Source organism: Subsaximicrobium wynnwilliamsii (genome assembly GCF_007997225.1).
In the GTDB taxonomy this organism is placed as follows: Bacteria; Bacteroidota; Bacteroidia; order Flavobacteriales; family Flavobacteriaceae; genus Psychroserpens; species Psychroserpens wynnwilliamsii.
In genome coordinates this window covers 69648-95901 of record NZ_VORM01000018.1, presented here as the reverse complement: position 1 = coordinate 95901, position 26254 = coordinate 69648, and the positions used below count along the sequence as shown (strand labels likewise).

Sequence of the window (26254 nt, the reverse complement as noted above, 5' to 3'; positions counted from 1 at the left end):
CATGGTCCCAAAAATGAAATTATTTAGGGGTTTTCAAGTAAATTGAACATCTCATAATTAGTTCTGAACATGTTCAAATTTTTTGCTGGCTTAAATATTATAATCCCAGTACTAAACCTAATTATTTCTAATTGCGATTTATACTTTATTTTAAAGAATAAACGCAATGAGCGCATGAAGGAAGTTGCAAAGGTGCAATGAGGATCTAAAATTAAAGAATTAAACGTTTACGCATTACCTTTAGCCAAAAAAGCGGCGTAAGGAACGACCTCAAACAAAAAATCAAAATTATTAAAGCGAATGCCAAGTCCCAACCTTGAACTTATTCACGAAAACAATGATTACCTAGTCGTCAATAAATCGGCCGGACTTATAAGCGAAAAAAGTCTGTATGAAAAAAGCACGGTCGAGGATCAAGTGCATCAACACCTTTCAAAAAACAATCGGAAACCTTATGTTGGGGTCATACATCGGTTGGATCGCGTGACCAGTGGCGTCATGGTTTTTGCCAAGAAAAAAAGCATTCTTGTTCAATTTAATGAGTTGTTTAGCAGCCGGAAAGTCCAAAAAACCTATCTGGCTATTGTCAAAAAAAAGCCAGCCAAGACCAAAGCACACTTAACTAATTTTCTGGTAAAAAACAACTTAGAAAAAAAAGCAGATATCGTTCCGTCAAAATCAAAAACGGCCTTAGAATGCCGTCTTTCCTATCAAGTTATAGACGAAAATGAATTTGGCTATCTTTTGGAAGTAAAGCCAACCACGGGTCGATTCCATCAAATAAGAGCTCAATTGGCACATATAGGCCTTCCCATTGTTGGCGATGAAAAATATGGTTCCGATCAAAAGTATGTACCCTTATCTGTTTGCCTTCATGCCTGGAAGTTGAGTTATCAAGTCTCTGGCTCTAAAGCATTCGAAACCTTTGAAGCCCCTGTGCCAAAAAACGCTTTTTGGCGATTCAAATCCTTCGAAAAACAACCCTAATCCCATGAGTTGCTAGCGCTAACCTGATTACTGATCTTGAAGTTTCAGAACTCGCGGAGGTTCTGCTGGCAAGCTGTTTCGATAAACTGGGTAATCAAAGAACATAACATTCATCGCCGCATGATTTTCAGTCCAAATCAAATTTGAACAACTTTTCATAATTCCTGCTTAAATAATTTCAAACCACTAAAAGCTTCATTATTTTTACAGTGTTGAAAAAGAAAATCATAATTATAGGTTCTGGGATTGGAGGTCTAGGTGCTGCTGCATTGTTGGCTAAATCTGGATATGAGGTCACAGTCATTGAAAAGAATGCCAATCTTGGCGGTCGTGCCAATATTTTTGAAGCCGAGGGTTACACCTTTGACATGGGGCCTTCTTGGTATCTCATGCCCGATGTATTTGAGCAGTATTTCAAATTGCTGGATGAAGATGTTTCCAAACATTTAGATCTTATAAAACTTTCCCCGTCGTATCGTGTGTTTTTTTCCAATGATGAAGAATTACCCATCGTTGATATCCATTCGGATCTGGATAAGGACTTGCCGCTTTTTGAGCAGCTGGAGCCAGGTATTACGCCTAAGATTAAAGAGTACCTCAAGCGTTCTGGAGAGCAATATGAAATGGCCAAGGATACGTTTATGTATCGCAATATGGGATTTTCCCTGGATTTTTTAAAATGGGATGTGATTAAAAAAGGGATTGAACTCAATCCGTTTCAAACCATGCAATCTTATTTGAATAAATGGTTTCAAAGCGAGCGGGTTAAAAAAATATTGGAATATACCTTGGTGTTTCTAGGTTCTGATCCTTCAAAAACACCGGCCATGTATAATATCATGAATGCCATCGATTTCAATATGGGCGTTTACTACCCTAAAGGCGGTATTTACGAGATCGTAAAGGCTTTGGTAAGCATCAATAAAAAGCATGGCACCCAATTTATGACCAACAGTCCTGTGTCAAAAATTAGAGTTGAAAACAAAAAAGCAACCGGCGTACTACTCGAAAACGGAACTGTTTTAGAAGCAGACATGATTATCTCCAATGCCGATTTATGGTTTACGGAAACCCATTTACTCGAGAAGCGTCACCAAACCTATCCTGAAAAATATTGGGAAAAGGCTGTTTTGAGTCCGAGTGCGTTTATCATGTATCTTGGTTTAGATAGAGAATTGGAGGTTTTGAGTCATCACAACCTACGCTTTGGTGGCGATTGGAAACAAAATTTCAAAGAGTTGTTTGATACGCCTCAGCTTCCGGAAGACCCAAGTTATTACATTTGTAAGCCCACGGAAACCGATCCAGATTTATCGCCAGCAGGTACTGATAATTTATTCGTTCTTGTGCCAATTCCTCCGGGCTTGACACTTTCCGAAGCTGATATGGCCAGCTATCGTCAGAAGATTTTGAATCTGATGAAAACGGATTTAAAATTACCTGCATTCGAAGATTACATCGTTTATGAACGGTCTTACTGGAGCGATGATTTCCGAAGAGATTACAACGCTTATAAAGGCACTGCCTTAGGAATGGCGCATACCTTGAAACAAACACTAAAGCGCCCTTTAAACTACAGCAAAAAGGTAAAAAATCTCTATTATGTGGGTGCTGGTACAAGTCCGGGCATTGGGATGCCCATTTGTTTGATTTCGGCGGAACTTGTTTACAAGCGTATTCAAAAGATTAAAACCTCCAAACCCTTAAAATCCCTGTAGTTTTCGTTACCCTATTGCTTTAAAAAATAGATAGAAAAACAATACTGCGCCTGTAATCACATTGATGAGTGGGAAGTAAGTGTAATATTTGAATAATTTTGAACTGTTATAGATGCTTAATAGCACCATGGCACTATAAACACTTCCGAAGACAATGGCAATAAATCCTACGTAGTAAAAGCCAATCGAGGCCGAGATCACATAGGCCAATAAGCAAAACCAAAAAGATTTCTGCTCACCAAGCATAATTGCCAAGGTATTCACACCCGCTTTTTTATCGGCTTCAATATCTGGAATCGCAGAATAGGTTTGCATCCCAAAAGCCCAAATAAGACCCCCAAGTACTGCTAACCATTCTATGTTGGTATTGCCGGTGATAAAAAACCCAACGAGTGCTGGTGTGACATATATAACTGCAGAAAACAGAACGTCTAAAGGGGGTTTGCTTTTTGCTCTTATGGGCCGTGCTGAATAAAACAGGCCGGTAAACAAAAACAACAGCAAAGCGAGTTTTGCCGGCAGATTGACCATAAAAAATAAAGGCAAAAACGGAAGCAGTAGCAGCACAATGATGAGCCACAAGCTTCTGTGTTTGTCTTGTTTCAATACAGATTCGTACTTTATCTTTTTATCATTATGGATATCGGTTTGGTAGTCGTAGATATCGTTAATACCGTAGATGAAAACATTAGCGGGTAGGGTAAAGAATAAACCAAACGCTATTAAAAGCAGGGTAGTGGTAGCATCATACAAAAATAAGTTTCCTGATGCAATGACACCAACGAGAAAAGTCCCAAGGACGTACATCCAGAATCGCGGTCTAGAGACTAAGAAAATTTCTTTGAGCGTCATTTTCATATCGTCGCAAAAATAAGGAGACAGACTCGTTAAATCTAACTAATTAAGTTTATTCATTTAATTTTTTTTAGGTTTCATTAAACAAAAACAGCGTCCTTTAAAAGTCAATATCGCATGATAAAACCCTGAATATACCATCGGTTCTTATGTTTTATCTTTAGGCAGCACTAACTATTGGCTTTTCAGCAAAAAACAACTAACTTCGTTCAATAGCGAAAATCGCCAACTTAAACAGCTAAGCTCAATGCACTGTGTGCAATTGCACGCAAGAAACTGTGTTGAATTCTTAAATTATCGGATTTAATTTTTCAAGTATTTCAACAATGAACCTTGCTGTGCTTGAGGTTAAAAATAAGAAATGCATAATGGTGCAAATATAATCCAGAAGCATCTCAACGCCAGTAGATGGCATAACTAAATAACTCTAATGAAATTAAACTTATTGTCTTGTGATGCTCAAAGGCCAGATAGAAGAGCGATAGCCAAATGTATTGCTGAGATTTCATCTTCTATGGATGAACCCTTGTCAAATGAACTTACAGATATACTCTTAGAAGGAGATGCTGTAGCCATTGCCGTAGAAGACAGAAACTCTGCTTCAGCTTTAAGGGCTTTGCGCAAACTGAGTATTGACTACGAAATCGTAGAATGAAACAAATCGCTAGCAAGGCTTGTTCTTGATCACTCAAAATAATTTCTTCTGAAGGCATCATCATCAGTATCAAATATTGAAAACCTTCAGTTAATTCTTAAATTAGGGAGAAAGCACTACAAACAATGATTGACAAGATGCCTGAAAAAACAGGCAAGTCTTTGACTGAATGGTGAAAAATACTGAAACCCAAGTCATTTGCCAAACATGCTGAAGCTGTGATTTCTCTTAAAAACGAACATCATGTGACGCATGGGTTTGCAAATACCATTGCTGCATTGTCAAAAGAAAAAAACGACACAGCAACCAACCTTGTTGAAAAATAGTATAAAGGCAAGGAAGATGTACTTCCAATTTACGAAGCTCTAATAATGCTCATCAACGAATTTGGCAATGACCTTACAATTACACCTAAAAAGACGAGCGTAAGCCTTATTAGAAAAAAACAATGTGCATTGATAAAGCCCGCAACCAAAACAAGAATTGATTTGGGGCTAAAATTAAAGGACAAGCCCACAACACACCGACTCAAAAATTCTGCGCCTTTTGGCACAATGTGCACACACCGCGTGCAGCTTTCAAGTGTCAACGACATTGATAGCGAGCTGAATAACTGGCTCAAGGAAGCCTATGAAAATGCGGAATAAATAAAGACTCAAAAATCCGGCCTTTGTTAATTCGAATTAAAAAACACTTTTCAACGCGTTTCATAAGGGAATGAAGAAAAACCTCGTCGCACTATTCGAAATCTGTAGCAAAGAGACCGGGTTTCAATGTTGACAACATGTGAGGTTCTGCTAATAACACTAACTTATTTCTCCCGTTTGTCTTTTTTGAATTATGTTTTAATTCAATGAATTGTAATCTTAACTTGTATATAAAAAGAGAGCCTTCGCGGAAATTAAAACCGAAATAATTTAGAAGATCTTGAGGGGTATTATTTTTGATCCACCACAATATTAACGACCGAAGCCTAGAAAACTAAGTCTCAACTTCGTTATTTTTGCAAGATGGTTATAATAATTGGAGCAGGTTTGTCGGGGCTTTTGACGGCATATCGTCTAAAAAAAGAAGGCATTCCATTTAAAATTCTAGAGGCAAGAACTCGAGTTGGCGTGTCTAAATAATACACAAACCCTTATAGCAATACTGCGGAAAAATACTTTTTGGACATTTAAATCGGTTTAGATGTTAGACGTGCTTAAGCTATTGCTGAGTATTTAATTATTTTGGAAACTGCTTTTAGGTTCTGATAAAGATTATCAACCTCAATGCTTGGTTCGGCTCAATCTTGACGTTTTTAAAAATTTTTACGTTACAACTCCTTGCTAAATCGTATTTTAGTTAAAACTTAAAACTTTAACTATGAAAAAAATTTACAATGTAATTACGATTCTATTGGTTCTGCTGGTCACAGGCAACATGAATGCTCAAGCATTAAGCGGAACTTATACTATTGGCGACAATACTGCCGATTACGAAACTTTTTTGCTTGCGATAGATGATTTGCAATTAAATGGTGTTGACGAAGGTGGCGTAACGTTTACTATACTCCCTGGTGTATATAATGAAAGAATTTTATTGGAAAATATTTCCGGTTTAAGTGAAACGAGCAGAATTACCTTTTTTGCAGACCCAGGATCAGTGACGATTGAGGCTGTTGGAAGCTCTAATGGTAATGAAGCCATCATTAGGGTCAATGACCTAAGTTATATAACGTTTGACGGTATTGGTTTAGTCGATGGCAGTACTTCTGGTTCAGAACTTGAATTTGGTTATCATTTTGTAGGCACAAGTGCTGCAGGATGCTCTAACAATATAATCACAAATAGCTCTATATTTTTAGGAGCATCTGGAGCTAGGCCTATATCGGCTACAAGAGGGATTTTCTTTACCTCTTCAGGGAATTCCTTAGAAACCTCAAACAGTAATAATATAATTGATAAGGTTACGATTGATAATACATCATGGGGAATACAATTCCGTTGTGCTTCCAGCTTTTTAGGTCAAATAACACAGCCTGATTTTAATAATCAGATCATTAAGTCCACATTTGGAGCCAACCAAAGCTTAGGTCACGACTTTAGTAGTGGTGCGCTGGCAATCAATGCTCTGGGTGGCAGGGATATGATCATTAAGAATAATGTCATAGAAAGTGTTGTTAATTTAAATTCTGCCCCCTCACTGCCAGTTTCTACTTCCGGTATCAGCCTAGATTCGTGTTCTGGGGAAGTTACTGAAAACGAAATAAATAATTTGGAATATGAAGGTACAATTGGTGCCGTATTTGGTATCAGGTCAAGCACTTGGTTAGGAGATACAACACTGATCGCCAACAACAAAATTTCGGGTTTGATAAGAAGTGATTTTACCGCTTCAACGACAGACCCGAGTTTTACCATAACAGGTATTTGGATTTTCAACCAGGGCGGGAATAATGGTTTGGCAAGTATTTTACATAATTCCATTTTTCTGGAAGCGGAATTACCAGTAAGTTACAGTTCCGCTGGTGTTAATTTATCTGGAGGCTCCACTGGCCAATTTCCCGGGGAAGTCTTTAACAATATAATTGTAAACAACATTTCGACTTCGTCACCTAATTATAGATCATTTGGATTAGTAGATGGCAATACCTCGAGAGGATTTTTGATATCAGACTACAATGATCTCTATGCAGATGGTGATAACGGGTATTTAGGTGCCATAGGAAGAGAACTTGGCGGCACAGAGCAATTTACCAACAACTTAGAGGACTTTATCTCGTTTTCTGAAACCAACGAGAATAGTGTGAATTTTTTGCCAGAATTTTTAGATGCATCCTTAGGAGATCTTAGTTTTGCTGATGATCTTGTCGCTACAACCGATTACTTAGTTCCTACGCTTCCCGAGGTGCCTTTAGATATCGAAGGGACTACCAGAAGATCACCAGAAACATTCTTAGGTGCTTATGAGGGAACTGAAGTGCTTTCAATTAAAGACAGTAACCTCTCTTCAATTGCTATTTATCCAAACCCTGCGAGAGAGATTCTAAACCTAAGCATCCCTAATATGATGCCTAATGAGATAACGGTCCGCATATATGATCAAATAGGCAAACAGGTTCTTGAATTACAAGGATTGAAGTTCGATGGAACAAGTTCAGCCGCGTCTGTACCAGTAGAAAATTTGCAAAGCGGTATGTATTTCATAAAGATAAACAGTGGCTCTTCTGAAATCACAAAAAAGTTTATAGTGAGATAATAAATTTAAATTTTAGTTTTTTAAGCCTGCCACTTTATTAAAACGGCAGGCTTATTATGTTTAGCCTCTTCTTAAAATCCTTCATCATTAAAAAAAAATGGAATCTAATCTGATATTGTTTATCCATGAATAAACCGAGAGGAATTCGGCTAAAAGTGTGCTTTATTTTCATTGTTGACCGAAAAAGAATTAAGACCGCTGCGCTCTGAGGACTAAGAACAATCCCGAAAGCTTTCGGGATGATTGTAACTAGCTGATAAGCAGTTATAATTGGTATAGAAAATAAGCTCTCACTCTCGCTAAAATTATTTTCAAAAAAACAAGGTGTCACTCTTAAAACCTCGTAAAATCATAGCATTTAAAAGTAACTTAATGACTTTTCAGCATTTTAATTGGACTAGTGTTTTATTTTATCGAGTTTTAAAATTTATAAAAGTAGGCAGAGATGCAAGTTCTTTTTCCATTGAGACGTTCAAATGAATAACCTAGCAAAAAGGCTTCAAATCAAAGACAGTTTTTAGAAGTTCCTGGATCGATAGTATTGGTTCGCGTTTCGTTTTGGTTGCACAAAATATTACACCCCTGCCAAAACCTGAATTTACAGCTGATTGAAAAATTCAAACCAGTAAAAATCCATTATTTTTAACACCATGCTCCATTCTCAGAAATTGAAATGTGAATAATTTAGAATGACCTTCCCGCGGATGTTTGATTTACCTCAACATTAACAAGCGCCGCTTAGAAACTAAGTCTCAACTTCGTTATTTTTGCAAGATGATTATAATAATTGGAGCAGGTTTGTCGGGGCTTTTGACGGCATATCGTCTAAAAAAAGAAGGCATTCCATTTAAAATTCTAGAGGCAAGAACTCGAGTTGGCGGAAGAATAAACACCATCTATGGAACAGGCCATGCACCGGTGGAAATGGGCGCAACTTGGTTTGGGAACCATCATAAACAGCTCATAGCATTGTTGGACGAATTAGAAATAAACTACTTTGAACAGTATATGGAGGGCAGGTCATTTTTTCAGCCCTATTCTAACGCCGCAGCAAACGCCATACAAATACCCAGTCAACCCCCTAATTATAGAATTGCGGGTGGCACATCCAAGCTTATAAACACCTTATGTCAACAATTCGATGAGGATGAACTCATTCTAAATCAATCTGTAAAAGAAATTAGGTGTCATAAAAACGCTGTTCAAGTCATTGCAAAAGCTGTTTTTGAAGCCAACACGGTTATTTTGGCCATCCCTCCTAAACTGTGGGCAAACAACATCTTATTTGAGCCGCAGTTACCAAGTGATTTGATGACTGTAGCAAGGCAAACACATACCTGGATGGAAGACTCCATTAAAGTGGCCTTAACCTACAAACAGCCGTTTTGGCAACAAGAAAACCGCTCGGGAGCCTTTTTCAGTAACGCTGGCCCTGTTACCGAACTGTATGACCATTGCAATCACAAAAGGTCTAAATACGCACTTTGCGGGTTCATAAATGATTCCTTTAAGACGCTTACTTATGAAAAAAGACGTGCCAGTGTGATCAATCAACTAAAAACTGTTTTTGGAGCGCAAGCTGAAGCATTCATGGATTATGAAGAATGCATCTGGAGCAAAGAGGAAAACACATTTGAGGCATCCATTACCGCGCTATATCCGCATCAAAATAATGGCAACCCAATTTTTAATGAAGCACTTTATAGTGGTAGATTATTAATTTCAAGCTCTGAATCAGCTTCCGAATTTCCTGGTTATATGGATGGCGCTGTATCTTCAGCGAATATGACGGCTAAAAAGATAATTACCTCCAACAGCGCTTAGCCAAAATAGCAGGTGATTCAGAAATAAAAAACCTGTTGGCATCAAGGTGTAAAATAACAGGATAGGCGGCTTGAATATAAAATTGAGCGGATTGCAAGACGTACAAATAGAAATCCAAAAACAATTTTTCCGCTATATCAAGGAGCGGTATTGTATTTGCCTCGTAGCATGAAAATTATAAAACTTGGTGACGTTCCAAAAATGCCGAACCTTTGTGTTGGCAACGACTCGCACTATGTGTTATTTACGTCTTTGTTACCTGCAGGCTTTTCCGCCTGTTTCTTCAAATTCAAGTAATATGCTCTGCTTTTCTTGTCGAATTTCTCAATGGCGTAGCGAAGTGTAATTCTTGGCATGTCACTGGCGTGTTTGTCGAGAAATTTTTTTAGCTTTTCTTCATTTTGCTTTCCAGCCTCCCTTATCCAACTTCCCACAGCTTTTTGAACAGATTCGTCTGTATCATACACAAGAATTTCAGCAATCTCAAAAGTGTCTTCTATTTCATTTTTTCTGATAAAATAATAAGTGCTCACAATTGCAGTTCTTCGTTCCATTGGGTTTTTGGACTTTGCTAAATCGTATAATGCTTTTTTGTCTTTGTCGTGTAAATAGCCTCCAACCACATACGGTGCACTTCTATCTACCAAACCCCAATTGTCAATCCATTTATGATTATCGATATAAGCGCTGTATATCTTTTCTCGTTCGGTTTTAGAAGTTTTCTTATGTCGTGCTTTCCAATCTAAAATAGATACTGCTCCAAGTCTATGGTTGACATTTTCATCTTTTAGCAATTTCACAACTTCAGATACAGGAATTTGCTGATAGGCTTTCGCTAAAGAAAATAGTTCCCGTTTCGGGATTTCTCCCGAGTAATCTTGACCGATTATTTTTAAAGTTTCAATAAATGCTTTAGCAGTCATTTGGTTTTTTTTACCGTCATAAAATCATTCAAGGATTCACATGATATTCTCCAATCTCTTTCCGCTTCGATTATTTTTTTCCGCAATTCTTTTGTCCGTATCATTCTCAAATCGGTTGTCTTCAACTAGGTCAAATGTCATTAAAGTAATTCAGTCCTATGGATAAATTTAGATTTGTTGCATTAAGTTATTGAATGGAACCTTGGTTAGTCTTAATGAAGCACGACGCGATGCATATGATGAGCAACTAAATTAGTAAAAGAAAACGACCCAAATGCAATTACGATTATCATCAATAAAAAAATTTGCCTAGTATTGACAGAACCAAGTATTATACTGAAGCAGTAATTTTAGCTGTAATTCCATTTAAGAATGTGGATTTGTATTAGAAATTTTTGTCTTTTTACAGCTGACTCTCCTATGCGAGTGCTCCACTAAACCCGCTTTGCTTCAGGCCTCGATACAAACAGCAAAAGGTAAACATCTTGCTACTCTAGTAAGGTTTCCCTATTTTTTTTATAAAAATGCCTTATATCTCTGCGGTTTTTACAGCGTAAAACAATATTTTACGAGCGATTTTCAAAAAAAATAATTCGAAATAATGATCACAAAACTTATCGTCCTATCCGTTTATGTCGCTATTCTATTTTTAATCGGAATACTCGCCTCACGGAGAGTCAAAAGTATGAGCGATTATTATTTGGGGGGTAAAAAAATGGGATTTTGGGCTGTTGCTTTTTCGGCTAGAGCAACCGGCGAATCTGGATGGCTGTTGATTGGTCTAACTGGAATGGGAGCCATTGCAGGCTATTCTGGTTATTGGGTGGTTGTAGGTGAAGTTTTAGGTGTTTTTCTTTCCTGGCAATTTATGGCCAAAAAATTCAAAAGGCGGTCAGACGACTACAATTCTATTACCATTCCTGACTATCTCCAAAGTCATTTCAAATCCTCCACCAACACGCTCCGAATTTTATCGGCCTCTGTACTCGTGGTTTTCGTAGTCATTTATGTCGCCTCCCAAATGGATGTTACGGGAATTGCATTTGAATCCATGCTCAATATTGACTATCGCATTGGCGCCTTAGTAGGTTTTGGCATTGTTCTCCTCTATATTTTTGTTGGTGGGTTTGTGGCTGCAGTTTGGTCGGATATGTTCCAAGGGATTTTAATGTTTTTTGGCCTGGTTTTGATCCCCATTGTAGTTTGGTTTTCTATGGATCATGGTGCTGGAGTTACCGCAGGATTAAATGCTATTGACCCCACTTTAACTCAAATAATGGGTAGAAGTGAAGACGGGTGGATGAACTTCTTTACAATTTTGGGTTTCTCTATGATTGGCCTAGGCTTCTTAGGATCACCACAGGTTTATGTTCGCTTTATGTCTATTAAAAGTGAAAAAGAGATAGATAAAGGGAAGTGGGTAGCCTTGATTTTCACACTCTTAACCGATGCCGCAGCAGTAACGATAGGTATTCTTGCCCGAATTTATTTCACAAAAGAAGGACAAGACCCTGAAGCTATTTTAGGAACTGGGGGTGAAGATGTTTTGAGCATGATCACTCATGAGTTCTTACCCACCATTCTAGTAGCGATCTTTATTGCTATTGTGCTTTCAGCCATTATGTCGACCATAGACTCTCTTCTTATTCTGGCCTCTAGTGCTATAACACGAGATTTCTATCAGAAAATATTTAGACCAGATTTAAAAGATAAGGATTTAACGAAACTTTCAAGACTCGTTACTGTTGCCATGGCCATGGCCGCCCTTGGCATCGCCATTTTATTATATAACCTGTATCCAGATAGGCAGGTCTTCTGGATTATGATTTTTGGATGGTCTGGAATTGCCGCAACGTTCTGCCCTGTCATCATTCTATCACTTTTCTGGAAAGGCTATTCAGAACAAGGGGCGATTGTTTCTATGATTACGGGGTTTGCATCGGTGATACTATTCAAGTTTGTATTTGCTAAAATCGAAGGAATAGGAGCCTATTTACAGGAATTAGATGTTCTGGCGCCCTCTTTCGCCTTGGCAATGATCACTGGATATATTGCTTCAAAAATATATCCTCCTAAACATGATGGTATTGAGTAATTCCAATTTCATATAGAGATTTAAAAGGATTCAGTTAAGTACCGATGACGAGATTGATTAGTCGCTCCTTAAGAATTATAAAAATATTTTTGATTGAGCACGAGCCGAATTTTCAAATTTTACTTATTAACTTTCTATCTCAATAAGCCCACCGAAGGAATACTGCTACCTAAATTTAGAAATTTGGCCGACTCGCAAATATACCTTAACTCCGTTTAATCAAATACCTATATATGAGATGAATACGTTGTTGTGCAACGTTATTTTCCGTCTTGTCGGTTATCCCAAAATGCAGAGATTATTAAATCAGTTTCTGAAACTTTATAGTAAATGCTGTAATTTCCAAGAGATGCAACTCGAACATCTTTAAAGTCAGTTGATTTGTAAATAAAAGGCGTTTCTGCTATTTGGTTTGTTCGTTCCGAAACCAATTTTACGAGCTTAATTGAATATCTTTTGGATTTATTTCGCTTAACCCAATATTCTAAAATTCCGACGAATTATAAATCGGCAGTTCTTGTCCAAATTACATTGCGTTTAGCCATTCCAGATTTCTTTTATTCATTGCATCTTGAGAAATCAGTTAGCCATTCTTAATATCCTCTTCACTTATTTCTAACATTACTTTTTGCTCATTGGTTAATTCGACCAATTCAGAGGAAGAAGAGCTTGAAGTTATTAAATTGTCAAGAGCTTGTAAAAAATCTTTGTTTTTAATTGATAGGATTTTATCAATCAATCCGTTTCTTATGTTGTCAACTGTTGCCATTACTTTTGTTTTTGGCCTTAAATGTCCGACAACTTGATGAGTTTTCCTAATGTTGCACAACGCTCTTGGGTATGGTTAGTTGCATGTTTTGAGCAACTAATCTAGCAAATATAAACGAATTATGAATCCGCGAGGATTTTCGTAAGGAGGCTAAAATTATTTTTCAGGTGTCAGTTTAAATTCAGTCCTTTTACTTCCTCCCATTCCCATAAGTGAAAAATTGGTCTCAACGGTCATGATGCCGTCGTATAAAATCCAGTAACCCTTTTCTAAATCAAATTCGGCAGTGGCTTTATGGGACATTTTCATGACTGTTTTTTTGTCATTGCTGTCTTTAGTAAACATTGATAACATACCATTTCCAAAATCGCCCGAAACATATTCCTGTAAATCATATTCGATTACTGCTATTTTTCTTCCATTTGTTATTTTCAAATCCTTAAGTCTCACAGTGTTTTTTTTGAATATGTATCGGCTTTAAAGTTTTGGTCCATCGTAATCATATCCACTTTCAAATTCCATTCATCGCCAACTTTAGCTGGTTTGGCTGGAAGTTCAAACAGCATCGAAATAAGATTGTTTTGAGCTCTTTTGTAATAGAAGCTCAATACTTCTCCTTCCGGACTTACTTTACCTCTTAAAACAACATTTCCGTTCATTTTAGCCATTCCAGAAAATAATTTTTCTGTAGTGTCGGCTTTGTCATTTTTGAGCAACATTTCAATATCCACATTTCCTGTGTTGTCTGGAAACAATTTTGTTTCGTATTTCAAACCAGATAACTGGTTTTGTAAGGCTTTAAACATGCCGCTCATTGTTCCAGAGATCGAATCATTTTCAGTTTGTTCCTTACTCTTTTCAAGAACAACATCACGCATTACAGTCTTGTAAGTCAAAGTATCGGCTATTTTTCCATTTCAAATCCACAGTGTCTTCCTGCTGTGCATTCACGGTAAAAGCAATTAATATAAATGGGAGTAGTGATTTTTTCGTGATTGTGGGGGATGGGTTTGAGTATGACTAGTTGCTTGTTTTAGCACGAACCTCTCCAAATATAAACTAACTTTGGTAAATCCGTAGATGTTCCAAATCGGCACAGACCCAGCAATGGCTTGTACACGGTGTTGCCAATAGTACGATTTCGATTTCCAAAATTTTATTGATATTCAAATCTTTTTATTCCTTTAGTTTTCTTTTCGCATCTATGAAAGTTCTATTACTGTTCTTTTTCAGCGATTTAATAATATCAATTTTATCTAATGTCTCTCTTTGTTCTCTAACAGTATCAATAAGTATCTTGAGCCTATTTTTTTTAGTAATGTTATTGTTTATTAATGTTGAACTCAAACTCTCAAGATTTGATAATATTGCTAACTCATTGATACTTGCCATATCTCTTATGTTTTCGCCATTCAAGACTTTGGTAGGATTTAATTCTCTCCATTGTTTAGCAGTGCATCCGAATAATGCAATGTTTAATAAATCAGCTTCATCCGCATATTCTAACCATTCTTTAGCCGCGCTATATCTGGTTTTAGGAATGATGTGTTTTTTTACAGCATCAGTATGTATTTTATAATTAGTTTTACTCAAAATCCTTCTGACATCCCATTCTAAACCATACTTATCAGTCTCAATTTCTTTGAGTCTTTGATATTCTTTAATAATATGAAGTTTGAATATAGGACTAATTGCAGAGCCAAATTCAAAAGCTATATCTCTGTGCGCATATGTTCCGCCATATCTTCCTTTTACTGAAAATATTCCTTTAGCATTTGTGGATTCTACCCAATTAGAAACGCTCATAGTAAAAGTTGGAAGACCTGCCTCTTTTCTAAAGTGGTCGAATTCGACCACTTTAAAATCTTTGTTGTATAATGATTCCCAAGTGCCTAAAAATTCGATGGTTGACCTGTTTCTAATCCAGTTTTTAATAACATCAGCAGCTCTGCTATCATCATCTTTGCTTCCCGCCATATCGGTAAGAGAAATATAATCTTCCTCTTTTAAAGAAGTTATATTTATTTCTGTACCTTCTACAATTATGCTGTTTCTTTTTGCCATTTTAAATATTTTCAATTATTATTCAAAGATAATTTAATTATCGTAGCTTAATATTTCTATAAAAAAAAATTCAGTTAAACAAAAATCACTTTGATTGTTACTTTAAATACGACTAAAAAGGGAAAATCTTAAAATTTAGTGCAGAAAATTATATTGAATTATCGGGTTTTAAGTATTATTGGCAACGTTTATGTATATGAGCTGTGGCATGTTTTAGCACGAACCTCTGTAAATATAAACTAACTTTGGTAAATCCGTAGATTTTCCAAGTCGGCACAGACCCAGCAATGGCTTGTACACGGTGCTTTGTTAGCAAGCAATTTTATTCCTCGTTTCGTATTTCAGTTATAATTTCTGTTGTCAAAATCCAGTCAATTCCTTTCTTGTTCAACCCCTTTATTAATTTCTTATCGCCAGTCCAAAGTGGTGAATCCAGTTCCAGCGCAAGAGCAATAAAAGGTGCATCAAATTCGTCGACATGGTTGGTTAGTTCTATCGCTGTTTCCCAAGTTGATTCTCTGATGGATTCCAAATCAATCAAGTCTATTTTTTTGGATAAATGGCGTTGCAGAAAACCCAGTTCCTTTTCTGATAATCCACTAATTTTTAATAGTTTTTTCTTGTGGTTTTCAAGTTCGTCTAGCAGATAAGTTGGTGAATAAAAATCAAACGTATTTGACGAATTCAGCAAAAGGTCACTAATTGTTCCATTTGGGCTTAAAAGTCCGCTGAAAATTATATTAGTATCGATTACGATTTTCACTTTACAAACCGACTTTTGTTTTTATTCCACCAAGAAGATTTGGATTCGGAAGAAAGTTCGTCGATTTGTTTTTGAGATGCTTTGCTTTTTGATGCTATTTCACGGAATTTTAGATAGTCCAAAATCCGTTGAAGTCCGACCAAATCCGTTCCAGAAGATACTCGGATTAATATTTCTTTATTTGTTCTTTCGATTTGCATATTTAAATGTACTCAAAATTTTCAATCGTTCCTAAATTTTTTTTTAATGCTTTGGAGTCGAGCCAGGAGTTCGTCAGACGCTTTGCCCTGCACGTTTTACCCAAGGGATTTACCAGAATACGGCACTATGGCATTTTGAGCAGCAATTGGAAAAAAGAGAAGTTGCCAAAACTACAAGCTGAACTGGCCACTGTAAAGAGGGAACCTGTCAGAACAAAAGAACCACTTTTGCATCGCCGATGTCCTGTCTGTAAAAAAGGGAGATTGCATACGATACTATTGTTCAACGATCGTGGGCCTCCAGAGAATTGGCGGGTTTTACTGAAAGACAGGAAATTGAATGGGAGCAACTAAAAATTATTCTGCACATGCGGACTGGCTCTACTATGCCTTAACTTTAAAATTAAACGATGAAAACCAGCTATTGAAAATTTAAACCACTAAAAAGCACTCATGGCGTTAGAAAACAAGTAAGCTTTATGCTTTCTGACCACATCAATAAAAGCAAAACTTCCAACCATCCTTCCCTCGACTCAACGTTTTACCCATAGACGGCAAATCAACCGGATTCGTCAACACAGTATTCATCTCTGGCCTATCGGCGAGCCGAATACTTAGTTATTGTGCGTAGGTTTTATCTTTAAATATTAGTTCTTTTAGCGATAAACTAAATAAGTTTCTTTTGCAAGCTCCATTTTTTTCGGCATGCTTGATTAAATCGTTTATCTCAATATATACCATATTTTCAAATTCACTTTCATATTCCGATTTTTGAAATGAAACTACAAATTTTTCTCGATTAAAAATATGGTTTAGTTTCTCTTTTATTTTTCCGATAGTGTTTTCGTCAGCTTCAAGGATAGGTATTATGAAGGCATTAGCATTTGATAGGCTAACAAACTCGTTGTCGTTGTTGATTGTTAACAAATCTGAATACGGTTTTTCTGTTGGTAAAAAACTATAAATTGATTCCTTGATAAAAGAAGTCTCTAAAACTCTTTTCAACATAGTAATTTGGTCAAAATTAGGCATAAATTTATCTTTATTATGATAGAATATCTTGAAGTTTATTTGTGAAAAATTCTCTGTTTTCATTCGTAAAACTACTTCTTTTGTATCCAATAATATGAGTATTATTTACCTTGTCGTATAAATATCCAAAATCGTTAGAAGTCCATACCTTTTGTTCATAGCATTGTTCTACAATATTATTAAAAACAGTTTTACCTTCTAAAATCACAACTTTAGGTTTTAGTATGTTGATTAACTGTATTGAAAAATAGGCGCTTTTTTTAAAATATTCATTGCTATATTGAATGTCGTCAATAACCTTTTTCAAATCATTTATGTTTTCTGTAGCTAAATGGAAAAAATTACTTTTTACAACTTTTTCTTTAAAAATACTTTTTATTTTTTCATCACTCCAGTTGATTAACTTAAAAAACTTAATAGTCTTTTCTGCTAAATGATATGTGTTTGGATAATCATCTCTATAATCATCATTGTAAATATCTAGATAAGATATTTGGTCAGTTTCTATTATTTTTTTCCCAGAATCTCCATTACCGCGACCAGGATTAATACCTATAAAAAGAATTTCTGGATTTGTGATAGGTTTTCCATCAAAGATTTCGAAGCCAAAATACAGGTCTTTATAGTTTGATTTTTCTTCCAATGATTTAATTAATCTGGTGTTAAATTCATAAACACCTTCTTTCCACTTTATTAAATTTTCAATCATATTTTTTTGTTTTATATTTTACAATATTACGACAAAATATTTAATATTAAAAATATAATTTACTGATACTCGGTTAGTTACGTTCGTTAAACAAGATTAGGGTTTCAGTCCCGAAAATCCGCCTGAAAGCTTCTTTTTATTTATTGAAATAGTTTTTTTAGGTTGAGTGAGCAACTTACGCACAACGTTGATGTGTATGAGCCGTTGCGTGTCTCACACACGAGCCATTAAAAGTACAAAACTCCGCTGGAAAATCTGCGAGGATTTTCTTAATTAGCTTTGCAACAGCAATTAATTTTATAAGGTGTTGTAAGTCATTTTTATTCATCAAAAAAGAACTCGTGAATATTAATTAAATTACCTCGTCCAATTTGAATCAAATTCATTGTTTCTTTTAGATAAATTCCTAGTGAGCGTTCATTATAAATAAATTTCATTTCAGGTGAGTAGTCTGTCACTAGATACATATCTCCCTCTATTTTGTAAAAATCAATATCTTCTCTATTTTTTACTTTAACCCCTTTATTTACGACCTTTCCGTCTTTTAATGCGCCTCGAATGGTACCCTCATTTTTTTCGCTTGAAGCCACTTTAGTATATGCAGTCATCATATTCATCCATTCATTACTATCAATCAGAAACCATTCTACTTTGCTGAAGTCAATACCATATTCATTAATCCAACCGTAACTTGTAAAACCAAATAAGACCAATTTTTTACCTAATTCTGGTTCATTTCCTTTGATATCAAATTCTCTAATTTTAAATGTAATTACTGATGTTGAAGACATATCCTTCAGTTTCTTCCCATCAAAGTCGAGCGTTTTGAGTGAAAATTTATTGTATTCTGGATGGTTTGTTAAGAACCATTCTGTTGCAGTTAATTCTGCTTGTTCTTTCATTTGTTCTATTGCAGCAATTCCGGCTCCAATAGCTAACAATCCACCAGCAACAGTCGCTACAGCCGCTCCATCATTTTGAGCTTTCAAATTTTGAGGTGCTAAATACATGACTACAACAAACAGGATTAAAATTTTTTTCATTGGATTGGTTTTTTAAAATACACACAACGACTGGATATAGACAATTGTATATCTGAATAATAACAGCAAGTAAGACAAAATAAAGGACATATCATATACGTAGAACTACGTAATTTTTTTGATGGTTTGTGGTGGGGGTTGATGGAATGGGTGAGTGGGTGGTTGCGTAGGCAAGAAACTAGTAATTAAAAATACAAAACTCCGCTGGGAAATCCGTGAGGATTTTCCAGATAGGCACAGACCCAGCAATGGCTTAAACAAGGTGTTAGGCACTGGGCTTTATCCGCTTTTTGTTTTTATTCTGTTCAAAATATTTGACAATTTCCTCTGGACTTAAATTCATTATGTCCTTTGAAATTCTGTCCCTTTGTTCGCGCATAAATTTTACGGCATCAAAGGTTTTTTTCGCGTTTTTTTCTTTAGTCTTCATAAGTCATTAATTCTCTTGGTGAACGAATATCTATTGGTTTATAGCCTTCCGCAATATTTACGGAATTATATCCTACGATTCTTACTACGTTTACAATATGTTTAAAATTCCAGCTTATTAAAATGTTCGCATTATGTATTGTTGCCATAGCAATGTGCAGACAATCTGCATATGATGTTGGACCAACGACTCCTTCATCAATATATTTTTTGGCCAAATTGGCTGATTCAATATCCGATTTTACATAAACAGTCGAATCTTTAGGAAGCAATTCAACGGTCGCTCTTATTCGGTCAGGCGCATTTTCCAATTCCTGTTCCGTAACATTTGAGTAAATTATTTCAAATTCAGATTTTTTAACCCGCTCAAATAAAGGCTCCGTATAATCTTTAAACTCTTCGTCGTGCAATCCGCCGAAAATTGAAGTGTCCAAATAAATCCGTTGTTTTTTCATTTCCTAAATTTACGAAATTCAGCGAGAAGTTAAATTGTAGACGGATTTTTTTTTGCCTTGTGCCTAACGCTCTTAAGTATGAGTAGTTGCGTCTTTAAGCCACTAATTTAGCAAATAAAAACGAACTAGCGAATCCACGAGGATTTTCGGAAGAAGAACAGGCCAAGCAATTAATTATACGCGATGTTGTGAAAAGTGGCCTGGAATTATGGTGTTTTGTTGTTGCTTTCCCGGAGATAGTGCGATTGAGTGAGTTCCGCCGTTCCCAATATCCGCAAACTTTTATATTCCGCCCGAGTGTAAAATTCCGTGTGAGTGAGCAATTTCGCAACACGATTTTATTCAGAGTGGATTTGATTAATTCAAGGTTCCGCAAAATTGTCTGTTTACGAACCAGACTAAAAATCCGCGTTGCTTTATATCGGACTGGTTTAGAAATCTGAAATAAAAATTCCGCGACCGTGAAAGGAATAGTTTTTTGAATTCCGATTGTCTATTTATGAGAGAATTACGCCATTTTTTACAACACGTATCAAACCAACAATATACCATTTTCCTACAATAAACCCCCAAAACCACTTGTTATTTAAAAGTATCCAAAGTCAAGTAAGTCCCCAACTAAAACAATCCCTCAACCCAACCCAACCCAACCCCAAGTACAAACGACAACAAACACTTACAAACGATTTTAAACAACTAACTACCGAATACAATTTGGAAGCCATCGCATCTTTGCCCTGTTGGATTGAACGAATGAGATTCAACTTATCAAAACCTTATCTTATGTCTACGTTAAGAAACAAAGTACAGTTAATCGGCAACTTGGGTAACGACCCAGAAATCGTGAAGTTGGAGTCTGGCAAGACGCTCGCCAAATTTTCAATAGCCACCAACGAGAGCTACAAGAACGCCAAGGGCGAACTGGTCAAGGATACCCAATGGCACAATGTGGTGGCCTGGGGCAAGACCGCTGAGGTCATTGAGAAATACCTGACCAAGGGCAAGGAGATCGCCATCGAAGGCAAATTGACCTCCCGCTCCTACGACGATAAAGAGGGCGTGAAGCGTTATATTACCGAAGTGGTCTGCAATGAGATGCTCATGCTGGGCGGCAAATAATCCAAGCCCTTGAGCCCAAACAAAAACATCCAAATCTCATAATAAAGCTTGGGATTTGGATTTTTTTTTGGTCTTTAGTCTCTAACCCTGGTTGCAATTTGTAATTTTACCAATTCCGAAGTTCCTTGAGCGTAAAAAGTGAAATCCATTTCAAATATGCACTGATATCTTGATGGTACTTTGCTAAACGCATTGGCAACAAAACCTATGCAGTTTTCATAAAGAAACGCTGATCGATTTGTTCTGAAATGCCGAATTCCAGAGAAGAAATGCAACAATAATTGCAGACTGAACTTTGACGCGAGCACTGCTTCCTTTGGATCTGAATAGCCTGAAATAATGAAAACAGCCTTATCGGAAATTGAGATTCAACTGAACGATTTTTAAGTCTGAATTTTTTTCCGTCTGTCTGGCAACTCATTGTTTGCGGAAGAATTGCGAAGCCCATCATGAGGTCTTAAACCATAGAAATGACCGAATAAAATAATAAAAAAATAAAGAGTACCACAGGATTACATTGAGAGTCCAAAATAATTAACACAGCCAATTTTACCGCCATGATCGCAGAGCAACCCGTCCTTTCCCTTTTGAAAAAGCATTTCGGTTACGATAGTTTTAAACCTAACCAAGAAGCCATAATCAACGATATCCTAAATAAAAAGGACATTCTTGCCATCATGCCCACCGGTGGCGGAAAGTCGCTGTGTTTCCAATTGCCAGCTTTAATGTTCGATGGTACCGCCATCGTGATTTCTCCTTTGATTGCCCTCATGAAGGATCAAGTAGATGCGCTCAAAGCCAATGGCATCAAGGCTGCTTTTTACAACAGCAGTCAGGACACCACAGTGCAAAACGACATATTATCTCAATTGGCCAACGGCGCACTCGATTTGTTTTATGTGGCTCCAGAAAGCTTGGCGAACCTGTCGCCATATTTCAATAATTTGAACATCAACCTCATTGCGGTAGATGAAGCGCATTGCATCTCGTCTTGGGGCCACGATTTTCGCCCGGCGTATACCCAGTTGGGCTATTTGAAATCTCAATTTCCGCAAACGCCTTTGGTGGCTTTTACAGCAACTGCCGATAAAGCGACCCAAGCCGATATCCGCACCCAGCTCAACATCCCAAACGCACCCGTGCACCTGGCCTCTTTTGACCGAAAGAACCTCTATTTGGAAGTGCGTCCTGGCACCAATCGCCTAAAGCAAATCTTGAAATTCATCGGTTCCAGACCTGAGGAAAGTGGCATCGTTTATTGCCTAAGCCGAAAAAGCACCGAAAGTCTCGCGAGTAAAATCAATGCCAGCGGCATCGAGGCGAAGGCCTATCACGCCGGACTTTCAGCGGAAGCGCGCAACAGTATCCAAGAAGATTTTATCAACGATCGGGTGCCAATCATTGTGGCCACCATTGCTTTTGGGATGGGGATTGATAAAAGCAACGTGCGTTGGGTCATTCATTACAACATGCCGAAAAACATTGAAGGCTATTATCAGGAAATTGGCCGAAGCGGTCGTGACGGTCTAGCGGCTCACAACATCCTTTTTTACAGTTATGCCGATGTGGTGCAACTGCGCAAATTTGCTGAAGGCAGTTCCAACGAAACCTACCAAATCGCAAAATTGGAGCGCATGCAGCAATTCGCGGAAGCTTTGAGCTGCAGGCGCATTGCCCTGCTCAATTATTTTGGCGAGCAATTGACCGAGAATTGTGGCAATTGCGACATCTGCAAAGCGCCTCCCAAATATTTTGACGGGACGGTCTTGACCAAGAAAGTCTGCTCGGCAGTGGCGCGCTTGAAAGAAGTTGAAGCGCTCGGGATGGTGGTTGATGTGTTGCGAGGCTCTCAAAATGCGCAGGTTTTTGACAAGGGTTACCAAAATATAAAAACCTACGGCGCAGCACAGGATTTCGCTTGGTTGGATTTGCAACAGTACATCATACAAATGATCAATCAGGGGATTCTGGAAATTCGATTTCATGAAAACGGGCGCCTCATGCTCACACCTTTGGCGAAAAAAATCCTGTTTGAGGATAAAACCGTGCGTTTGGCCAATATTAAAAAGCATCTGGCGGAAGCGAAGGAAATCAGTAAAAAATCGGCCAAAACCTCTGGCTTGTTTGAGCAACTGCGTCAATTGCGGGCAGAGATCGCCAAGACGGAAAATGTGCCGGCTTACATCGTGTTCAGTGATGCCAGTTTGAAAGACATGGATGCGAAGAAGCCAAGCAGCACCAGGGAATTTGCTGAAGTTTTAGGCGTTGGACAGGCCAAACAGGATAAATATGCGGAAGCGTTTTTAAAAGCGATTGGAAATTATGGCGGAAGCAAAACGTCTAAAGTACCAACCCACGAAGAAACCTATTCACTTTTTAAGGGCGGACGCTCAATTGCTGAAATCGCCGAAAAACGAAATCTCAAGGACAGCACCATTTTTAGCCATCTCATAAAAATTCACGAGGCTGGAAAAGATGTCGATCTAGAGCAATTCATGTCTTCCGAAGAAAGATCAAAAATCATAGCTGCCAAAAACAGCTTCGACGAATTGGAAGGTCTAAAGCAATTGTTTACCCATTTTGAGGAAGAAATTCCGTATTGGAAGTTGCGATTGGCCTTGTATTTGGAAACGGTATGAAAACCACCGGGCAGGTCTATTCTTGATTTCAGCAATAGGATTTAAGGGTGTTTTTTGCCTGTTCTAAAGTTTGTAATTAATTGATGACGATGGTCTTTTCTTCAGTCACAAACTCGTCGTCATTGGCGACACCTTCAATAAACAATTTCAAACGCTCATTTCCAGTATCTGGAATTTTGAAATTCAAATTGCCATTGCTGTCAATTTTAAGTTTCGGTTCCCAGCCAATAACACCATAATTTTGAAAGAAATTGCTTCTATAATAGGTGTATTTTGGCGTATAGAATTTTTTGGGCGATGTAAAGGTTAATGGAATATCAACAATTTGGGTCACATCTCTATTTAAGGGACTATTAAGCATAACCCTTGGGTCTGTAAAGATCTTTATCACTCCAGCTGCCCCGCGCATGCCTTCTCCCAAACCAGACTTATCAATAACAATATAATCCACATTGGCCATATCATAATTTAGCAGGATGCTAAAATCGTTTAGCAAAAAATTATCCATGTAAATGAGGGGCGTTCTGCTCGCATTCAAAGAAATGGTCCTTGCGGTGCTAATGTTGAGATCTGTGGCAGTTTGGTTAACCACAAAACCCCTACTGCTAATATAAGATGCAAAATCAATAAAGGAGTTTCTTTGGATATCGTCAAAAACATCAACTCGCCCATTGTGACGTCTGGTGATTTTTTCGATGCGATCTACTTCCTTTTGTGCGGTAATAACAACTTCATCCAAAGCTTGAATCTCTTCGAAGGCTCTTACAAGTATGGGGTCATTTTCATTGCCTTCAAAAGGCCTGTTTTCCTTAACCGGTAAAAATTTGGCATATTTCTCAAGCGACGGCACCTTGGAAGGATAAAATTGAAGGTAGATACTGGGTTTGTTCACGTTTTCTCTGTTAGAGATCCCCCCAATATTAATTTTCTCATCGTCTTCTGGAAGCAGTCCCTTGACTTCAAAGGATTTTTGACCTTCTTTGATGTTTGTCATAACTGTTGGACTGTTTTTCAATGGATAAACCACAAATTGATCTTCTTTGGAGTTTCGTGTATTGGCCTTAAAGCTAATACCGTTCTCAAATTCAAAGCCAACCTCTGGCGTATGGCTAAAGACATTAGTCCAATCATAACTGCTCCATCCTTGGGTCAATAGCAGCATGTCTAGCTCATATTTTTTCTGTCGATCAATATCCTGAAAATAATATTTTGCATTTTCTATAAATCCGCGAACATAGGGCTGTAAATAGACCTGCGAAATGATGTTTTGATGGTTGTTATTACTTTTAGTATGCTCTGGTAGAATGGATACACTCAGGCTGCTAAACTTTTCAGAAAAAGCAGCTTCAAACGGAACGGTTACCACCACAGAGTCTGGTTCTCTTTTAGTCACAATGGTTTCAGACTTAACAATGCCAATGCCATCATATTTAAAAAACAAACGCTCTAAGATGGGTTGGCCATCTTCATTGAACACAGTGAAAATATTGATGCCTTCAAATAAATTCTCATAATTCAATACTTTGGTCACTTCAAGTTCACTGCCAAAATTGAAATCGACGATTGTTATCAAATTTCCGTTGTGAATTGACAACTTGTAAGGCTTGCTTTCAATCTGGGATAAGGTTTCTGGATTGGTTCTAATGGAGAGCGCCACACGATTTCCCAGATCAGTCAACTTGAGATTTAGACCTATGGATTCTGCAGGAGATAGATTGATTTGGGGAGTTTCGACCTCTTTGATTTTTACGGTATAGCGCTCTTGATCCACAGGTTTGATGCTGAACTTGCCCAAACCCAAAGCATTGGTTTTGAAATTGGTGATTTCAGTGCCAGTGTTGTCATAGACGCCTGCGCTAAGATTAGGGATGCCATAACCTAAGTTGTTCTTAATGGTTACACCAATACTGTTATTGACATTGGCGATAAGATGGCCTCCTTCGGGTAGAAACTGTACATCAATATCTTGTGAATTTGTGGTCACCTCTTTCTTGTAATCTTCTGGATTTATGATTTTTAGATTTTCGATATAAAAGTTCTGCTCATTAAAATTTTTCATCCAATTGCTGTAGGCCTTGAATATGTAATTTCCAGAATCAAAGAGACTATCTATTTCAAAAACACCATTTGCCACGCCATTCTCGGCCAAAATCAGAGATTTTTTCAGGACTTCGCCAGATTCATTTTCTAGGCTGCAATAGATATTAGTAGTGCTGTTTGAAGGCGCTTTAAGGTTTTTATCATAAACATAAATCGCAAAGCCTAAAGTTTCGCCCTTAATGAGAGTGCTTTTATTAAGATGGCCGTAAGTGACTTCCCTAGGTAATTTGGTGTATGCTTGAAAGTTATCCAATAGACTGTTGTTAGCGGTTTGCGCCTCAACCAGGAAGCTAAACAGGCTAAAACAGAATAGAAACACAGCGATTGAGAAGTTTCGGTTTAAGCGGAATGTTAGTGGTTTATGCATAGTAGGTTTTCAAATGAAATAGGGCAAATCAAATCTGGTTATTTTGAGCAAATAACGTGAAAACGATTGAAATATAAAAAGTTAAAAACAATTATAAGCTGTAAAAAGTGATTTTAAGTAAGAATTGATCTCAAGCGTTAAGCTCAAAATTGTATTGCCATTTTGCCTGTCATAGGCCAGCAACCATTATTTTGGTGATTGCTAATTAAGCCAGTGAAACCGTTTAAAAAACACATAATCACTAAAAAACTGGAAAAACTTTTATGCA

The 26254-nt window shown here is 37.3% G+C and carries 24 protein-coding genes and 2 pseudogenes; 12 read left to right on the top strand and 14 right to left on the bottom strand.

The window, feature by feature from the left end; genetic code table 11:
* The first annotated feature begins 300 nt into the window (after nt 1-300).
* Entirely contained in the window at nt 301-987 is a 687-nt protein-coding gene (locus tag ESY88_RS14680) for an RluA family pseudouridine synthase (protein ID WP_147087504.1), read from the top strand.
* Nucleotides 988-1199: 212 nt separating this feature from the next.
* The gene (locus ESY88_RS14675) at nt 1200-2705 is read left to right on the top strand and encodes a phytoene desaturase family protein (protein WP_147087503.1); all 1506 of its coding nucleotides are present in this window, start codon (nt 1200-1202) and stop codon (nt 2703-2705) included.
* 6 nt (nt 2706-2711) lie between these two features.
* Here ESY88_RS14675 and ESY88_RS14670 read toward each other — a convergent pair whose 3' ends face one another.
* Nucleotides 2712-3563 (bottom strand): prenyltransferase, encoded by an 852-nt coding sequence (locus ESY88_RS14670; protein WP_147087502.1) that lies wholly within the window; start codon nt 3561-3563, stop codon nt 2712-2714.
* Between the two features lie 427 nt (nt 3564-3990).
* Between ESY88_RS14670 and ESY88_RS14665 the strand changes: the two genes are divergently transcribed.
* The 6 genes and pseudogenes from ESY88_RS14665 to ESY88_RS14645 all read left to right on the top strand — a co-directional run bounded on the left by ESY88_RS14665 (nt 3991) and on the right by ESY88_RS14645 (nt 9279).
* Nucleotides 3991-4215, top strand: a complete 225-nt coding sequence (locus ESY88_RS14665) for a hypothetical protein (RefSeq protein ID WP_147087501.1) — start codon at nt 3991-3993, stop codon at nt 4213-4215.
* 179 nt (nt 4216-4394) lie between these two features.
* Entirely contained in the window at nt 4395-4541 is a 147-nt protein-coding gene (locus ESY88_RS21480; protein WP_317128686.1) for a DUF4287 domain-containing protein, read from the top strand.
* A 15-nt stretch (nt 4542-4556) separates the two neighbouring features.
* Nucleotides 4557-4862 (top strand): annotated as a pseudogene (locus tag ESY88_RS21475) (DUF5655 domain-containing protein); the annotation flags it as partial.
* Nucleotides 4863-5225: 363 nt separating this feature from the next.
* A complete protein-coding gene (locus ESY88_RS14655; RefSeq protein ID WP_223270841.1) occupies nt 5226-5342 on the top strand; it encodes an NAD(P)-binding protein in 117 nt (38 codons plus the stop codon).
* Nucleotides 5343-5580: 238 nt separating this feature from the next.
* Nucleotides 5581-7455 carry a T9SS type A sorting domain-containing protein gene (locus tag ESY88_RS14650; RefSeq protein ID WP_147087500.1) on the top strand — a complete coding sequence of 625 codons (1875 nt, stop codon included), beginning with the start codon at nt 5581-5583 and terminating at the stop codon, nt 7453-7455.
* A gap of 774 nt (nt 7456-8229) precedes the next feature.
* Nucleotides 8230-9279, top strand: a complete 1050-nt coding sequence (locus ESY88_RS14645; protein ID WP_147087499.1) for a flavin monoamine oxidase family protein — start codon at nt 8230-8232, stop codon at nt 9277-9279.
* A gap of 233 nt (nt 9280-9512) precedes the next feature.
* On the opposite strand, the gene ESY88_RS14640 is transcribed toward ESY88_RS14645, so the two are convergent.
* The gene (locus ESY88_RS14640) at nt 9513-10202 is read right to left on the bottom strand and encodes a DNA alkylation repair protein (RefSeq protein WP_147087498.1); all 690 of its coding nucleotides are present in this window, start codon (nt 10200-10202) and stop codon (nt 9513-9515) included.
* Nucleotides 10203-10803: 601 nt separating this feature from the next.
* Between ESY88_RS14640 and ESY88_RS14630 the strand changes: the two genes are divergently transcribed.
* A complete protein-coding gene (locus ESY88_RS14630; RefSeq protein WP_147087497.1) occupies nt 10804-12297 on the top strand; it encodes a sodium/proline symporter in 1494 nt (497 codons plus the stop codon).
* 260 nt (nt 12298-12557) lie between these two features.
* Here ESY88_RS14630 and ESY88_RS14625 read toward each other — a convergent pair whose 3' ends face one another.
* From ESY88_RS14625 to ESY88_RS14595, 7 genes are all read right to left on the bottom strand, one after another.
* A complete protein-coding gene (locus ESY88_RS14625) occupies nt 12558-12743 on the bottom strand; it encodes a type II toxin-antitoxin system RelE/ParE family toxin (RefSeq protein ID WP_223270842.1) in 186 nt (61 codons plus the stop codon).
* Nucleotides 12744-12880: 137 nt separating this feature from the next.
* Nucleotides 12881-13066 carry a hypothetical protein gene (locus ESY88_RS14620; protein ID WP_147087496.1) on the bottom strand — a complete coding sequence of 62 codons (186 nt, stop codon included), beginning with the start codon at nt 13064-13066 and terminating at the stop codon, nt 12881-12883.
* Nucleotides 13067-13222: 156 nt separating this feature from the next.
* Entirely contained in the window at nt 13223-13516 is a 294-nt protein-coding gene (locus tag ESY88_RS14615) for a hypothetical protein (RefSeq protein WP_147087495.1), read from the bottom strand.
* Complete coding sequence (locus ESY88_RS14610; RefSeq protein WP_147087494.1) at nt 13513-13962, bottom strand: hypothetical protein; 450 nt, start codon at nt 13960-13962, stop codon at nt 13513-13515. Before ESY88_RS14610 ends, ESY88_RS14615 begins: the two co-directional genes overlap by 4 nt.
* 280 nt (nt 13963-14242) lie before the next feature.
* Nucleotides 14243-15130, bottom strand: a complete 888-nt coding sequence (locus ESY88_RS14605; protein ID WP_147087493.1) for a KilA-N domain-containing protein — start codon at nt 15128-15130, stop codon at nt 14243-14245.
* A 322-nt stretch (nt 15131-15452) separates the two neighbouring features.
* Nucleotides 15453-15893: a PIN domain-containing protein gene (locus ESY88_RS14600; protein WP_147087492.1), complete on the bottom strand. Its 441-nt coding sequence runs from the start codon at nt 15891-15893 to the stop codon at nt 15453-15455.
* Nucleotides 15890-16093 (bottom strand): hypothetical protein, encoded by a 204-nt coding sequence (locus tag ESY88_RS14595; RefSeq protein ID WP_147087491.1) that lies wholly within the window; start codon nt 16091-16093, stop codon nt 15890-15892. The genes ESY88_RS14600 and ESY88_RS14595 overlap by 4 nt, the downstream gene beginning before the upstream one ends.
* Nucleotides 16094-16150: 57 nt before the next feature.
* Here ESY88_RS14595 and ESY88_RS14590 point away from each other — a divergent pair.
* Nucleotides 16151-16447 (top strand): annotated as a pseudogene (locus ESY88_RS14590) (transposase); the annotation flags it as partial.
* Between the two features lie 264 nt (nt 16448-16711).
* On the opposite strand, the gene ESY88_RS14585 reads toward ESY88_RS14590, so the two are convergent.
* The 4 genes from ESY88_RS14585 to ESY88_RS14570 all read right to left on the bottom strand — a co-directional run bounded on the left by ESY88_RS14585 (nt 16712) and on the right by ESY88_RS14570 (nt 19761).
* Complete coding sequence (locus tag ESY88_RS14585) at nt 16712-17125, bottom strand: hypothetical protein (RefSeq protein ID WP_147087490.1); 414 nt, start codon at nt 17123-17125, stop codon at nt 16712-16714.
* A 13-nt stretch (nt 17126-17138) separates the two neighbouring features.
* Complete coding sequence (locus ESY88_RS14580; protein WP_147087489.1) at nt 17139-17834, bottom strand: hypothetical protein; 696 nt, start codon at nt 17832-17834, stop codon at nt 17139-17141.
* A 320-nt stretch (nt 17835-18154) separates the two neighbouring features.
* Nucleotides 18155-18877 carry a hypothetical protein gene (locus ESY88_RS14575; protein ID WP_147087488.1) on the bottom strand — a complete coding sequence of 241 codons (723 nt, stop codon included), beginning with the start codon at nt 18875-18877 and terminating at the stop codon, nt 18155-18157.
* Between the two features lie 419 nt (nt 18878-19296).
* Nucleotides 19297-19761 (bottom strand): PIN domain-containing protein, encoded by a 465-nt coding sequence (locus ESY88_RS14570; RefSeq protein WP_147087487.1) that lies wholly within the window; start codon nt 19759-19761, stop codon nt 19297-19299.
* A 783-nt stretch (nt 19762-20544) separates the two neighbouring features.
* Here ESY88_RS14570 and ESY88_RS14565 point away from each other — a divergent pair.
* Together ESY88_RS14565 and recQ are read left to right on the top strand one after the other, a co-directional pair.
* The gene (locus ESY88_RS14565) at nt 20545-20880 is read left to right on the top strand and encodes a single-stranded DNA-binding protein (protein ID WP_147087486.1); all 336 of its coding nucleotides are present in this window, start codon (nt 20545-20547) and stop codon (nt 20878-20880) included.
* Nucleotides 20881-21437: 557 nt separating this feature from the next.
* Nucleotides 21438-23519 (top strand): DNA helicase RecQ, encoded by a 2082-nt coding sequence (gene recQ, locus ESY88_RS14560; protein ID WP_147087485.1) that lies wholly within the window; start codon nt 21438-21440, stop codon nt 23517-23519.
* A gap of 76 nt (nt 23520-23595) precedes the next feature.
* Here the strand turns inward: recQ and ESY88_RS14555 are convergent, their stop codons facing one another.
* Nucleotides 23596-25986, bottom strand: coding sequence for a hypothetical protein (locus ESY88_RS14555; protein WP_147087484.1), 2391 nt, complete (start codon nt 25984-25986; stop codon nt 23596-23598).
* Nucleotides 25987-26254: the final 268 nt, after the last annotated feature.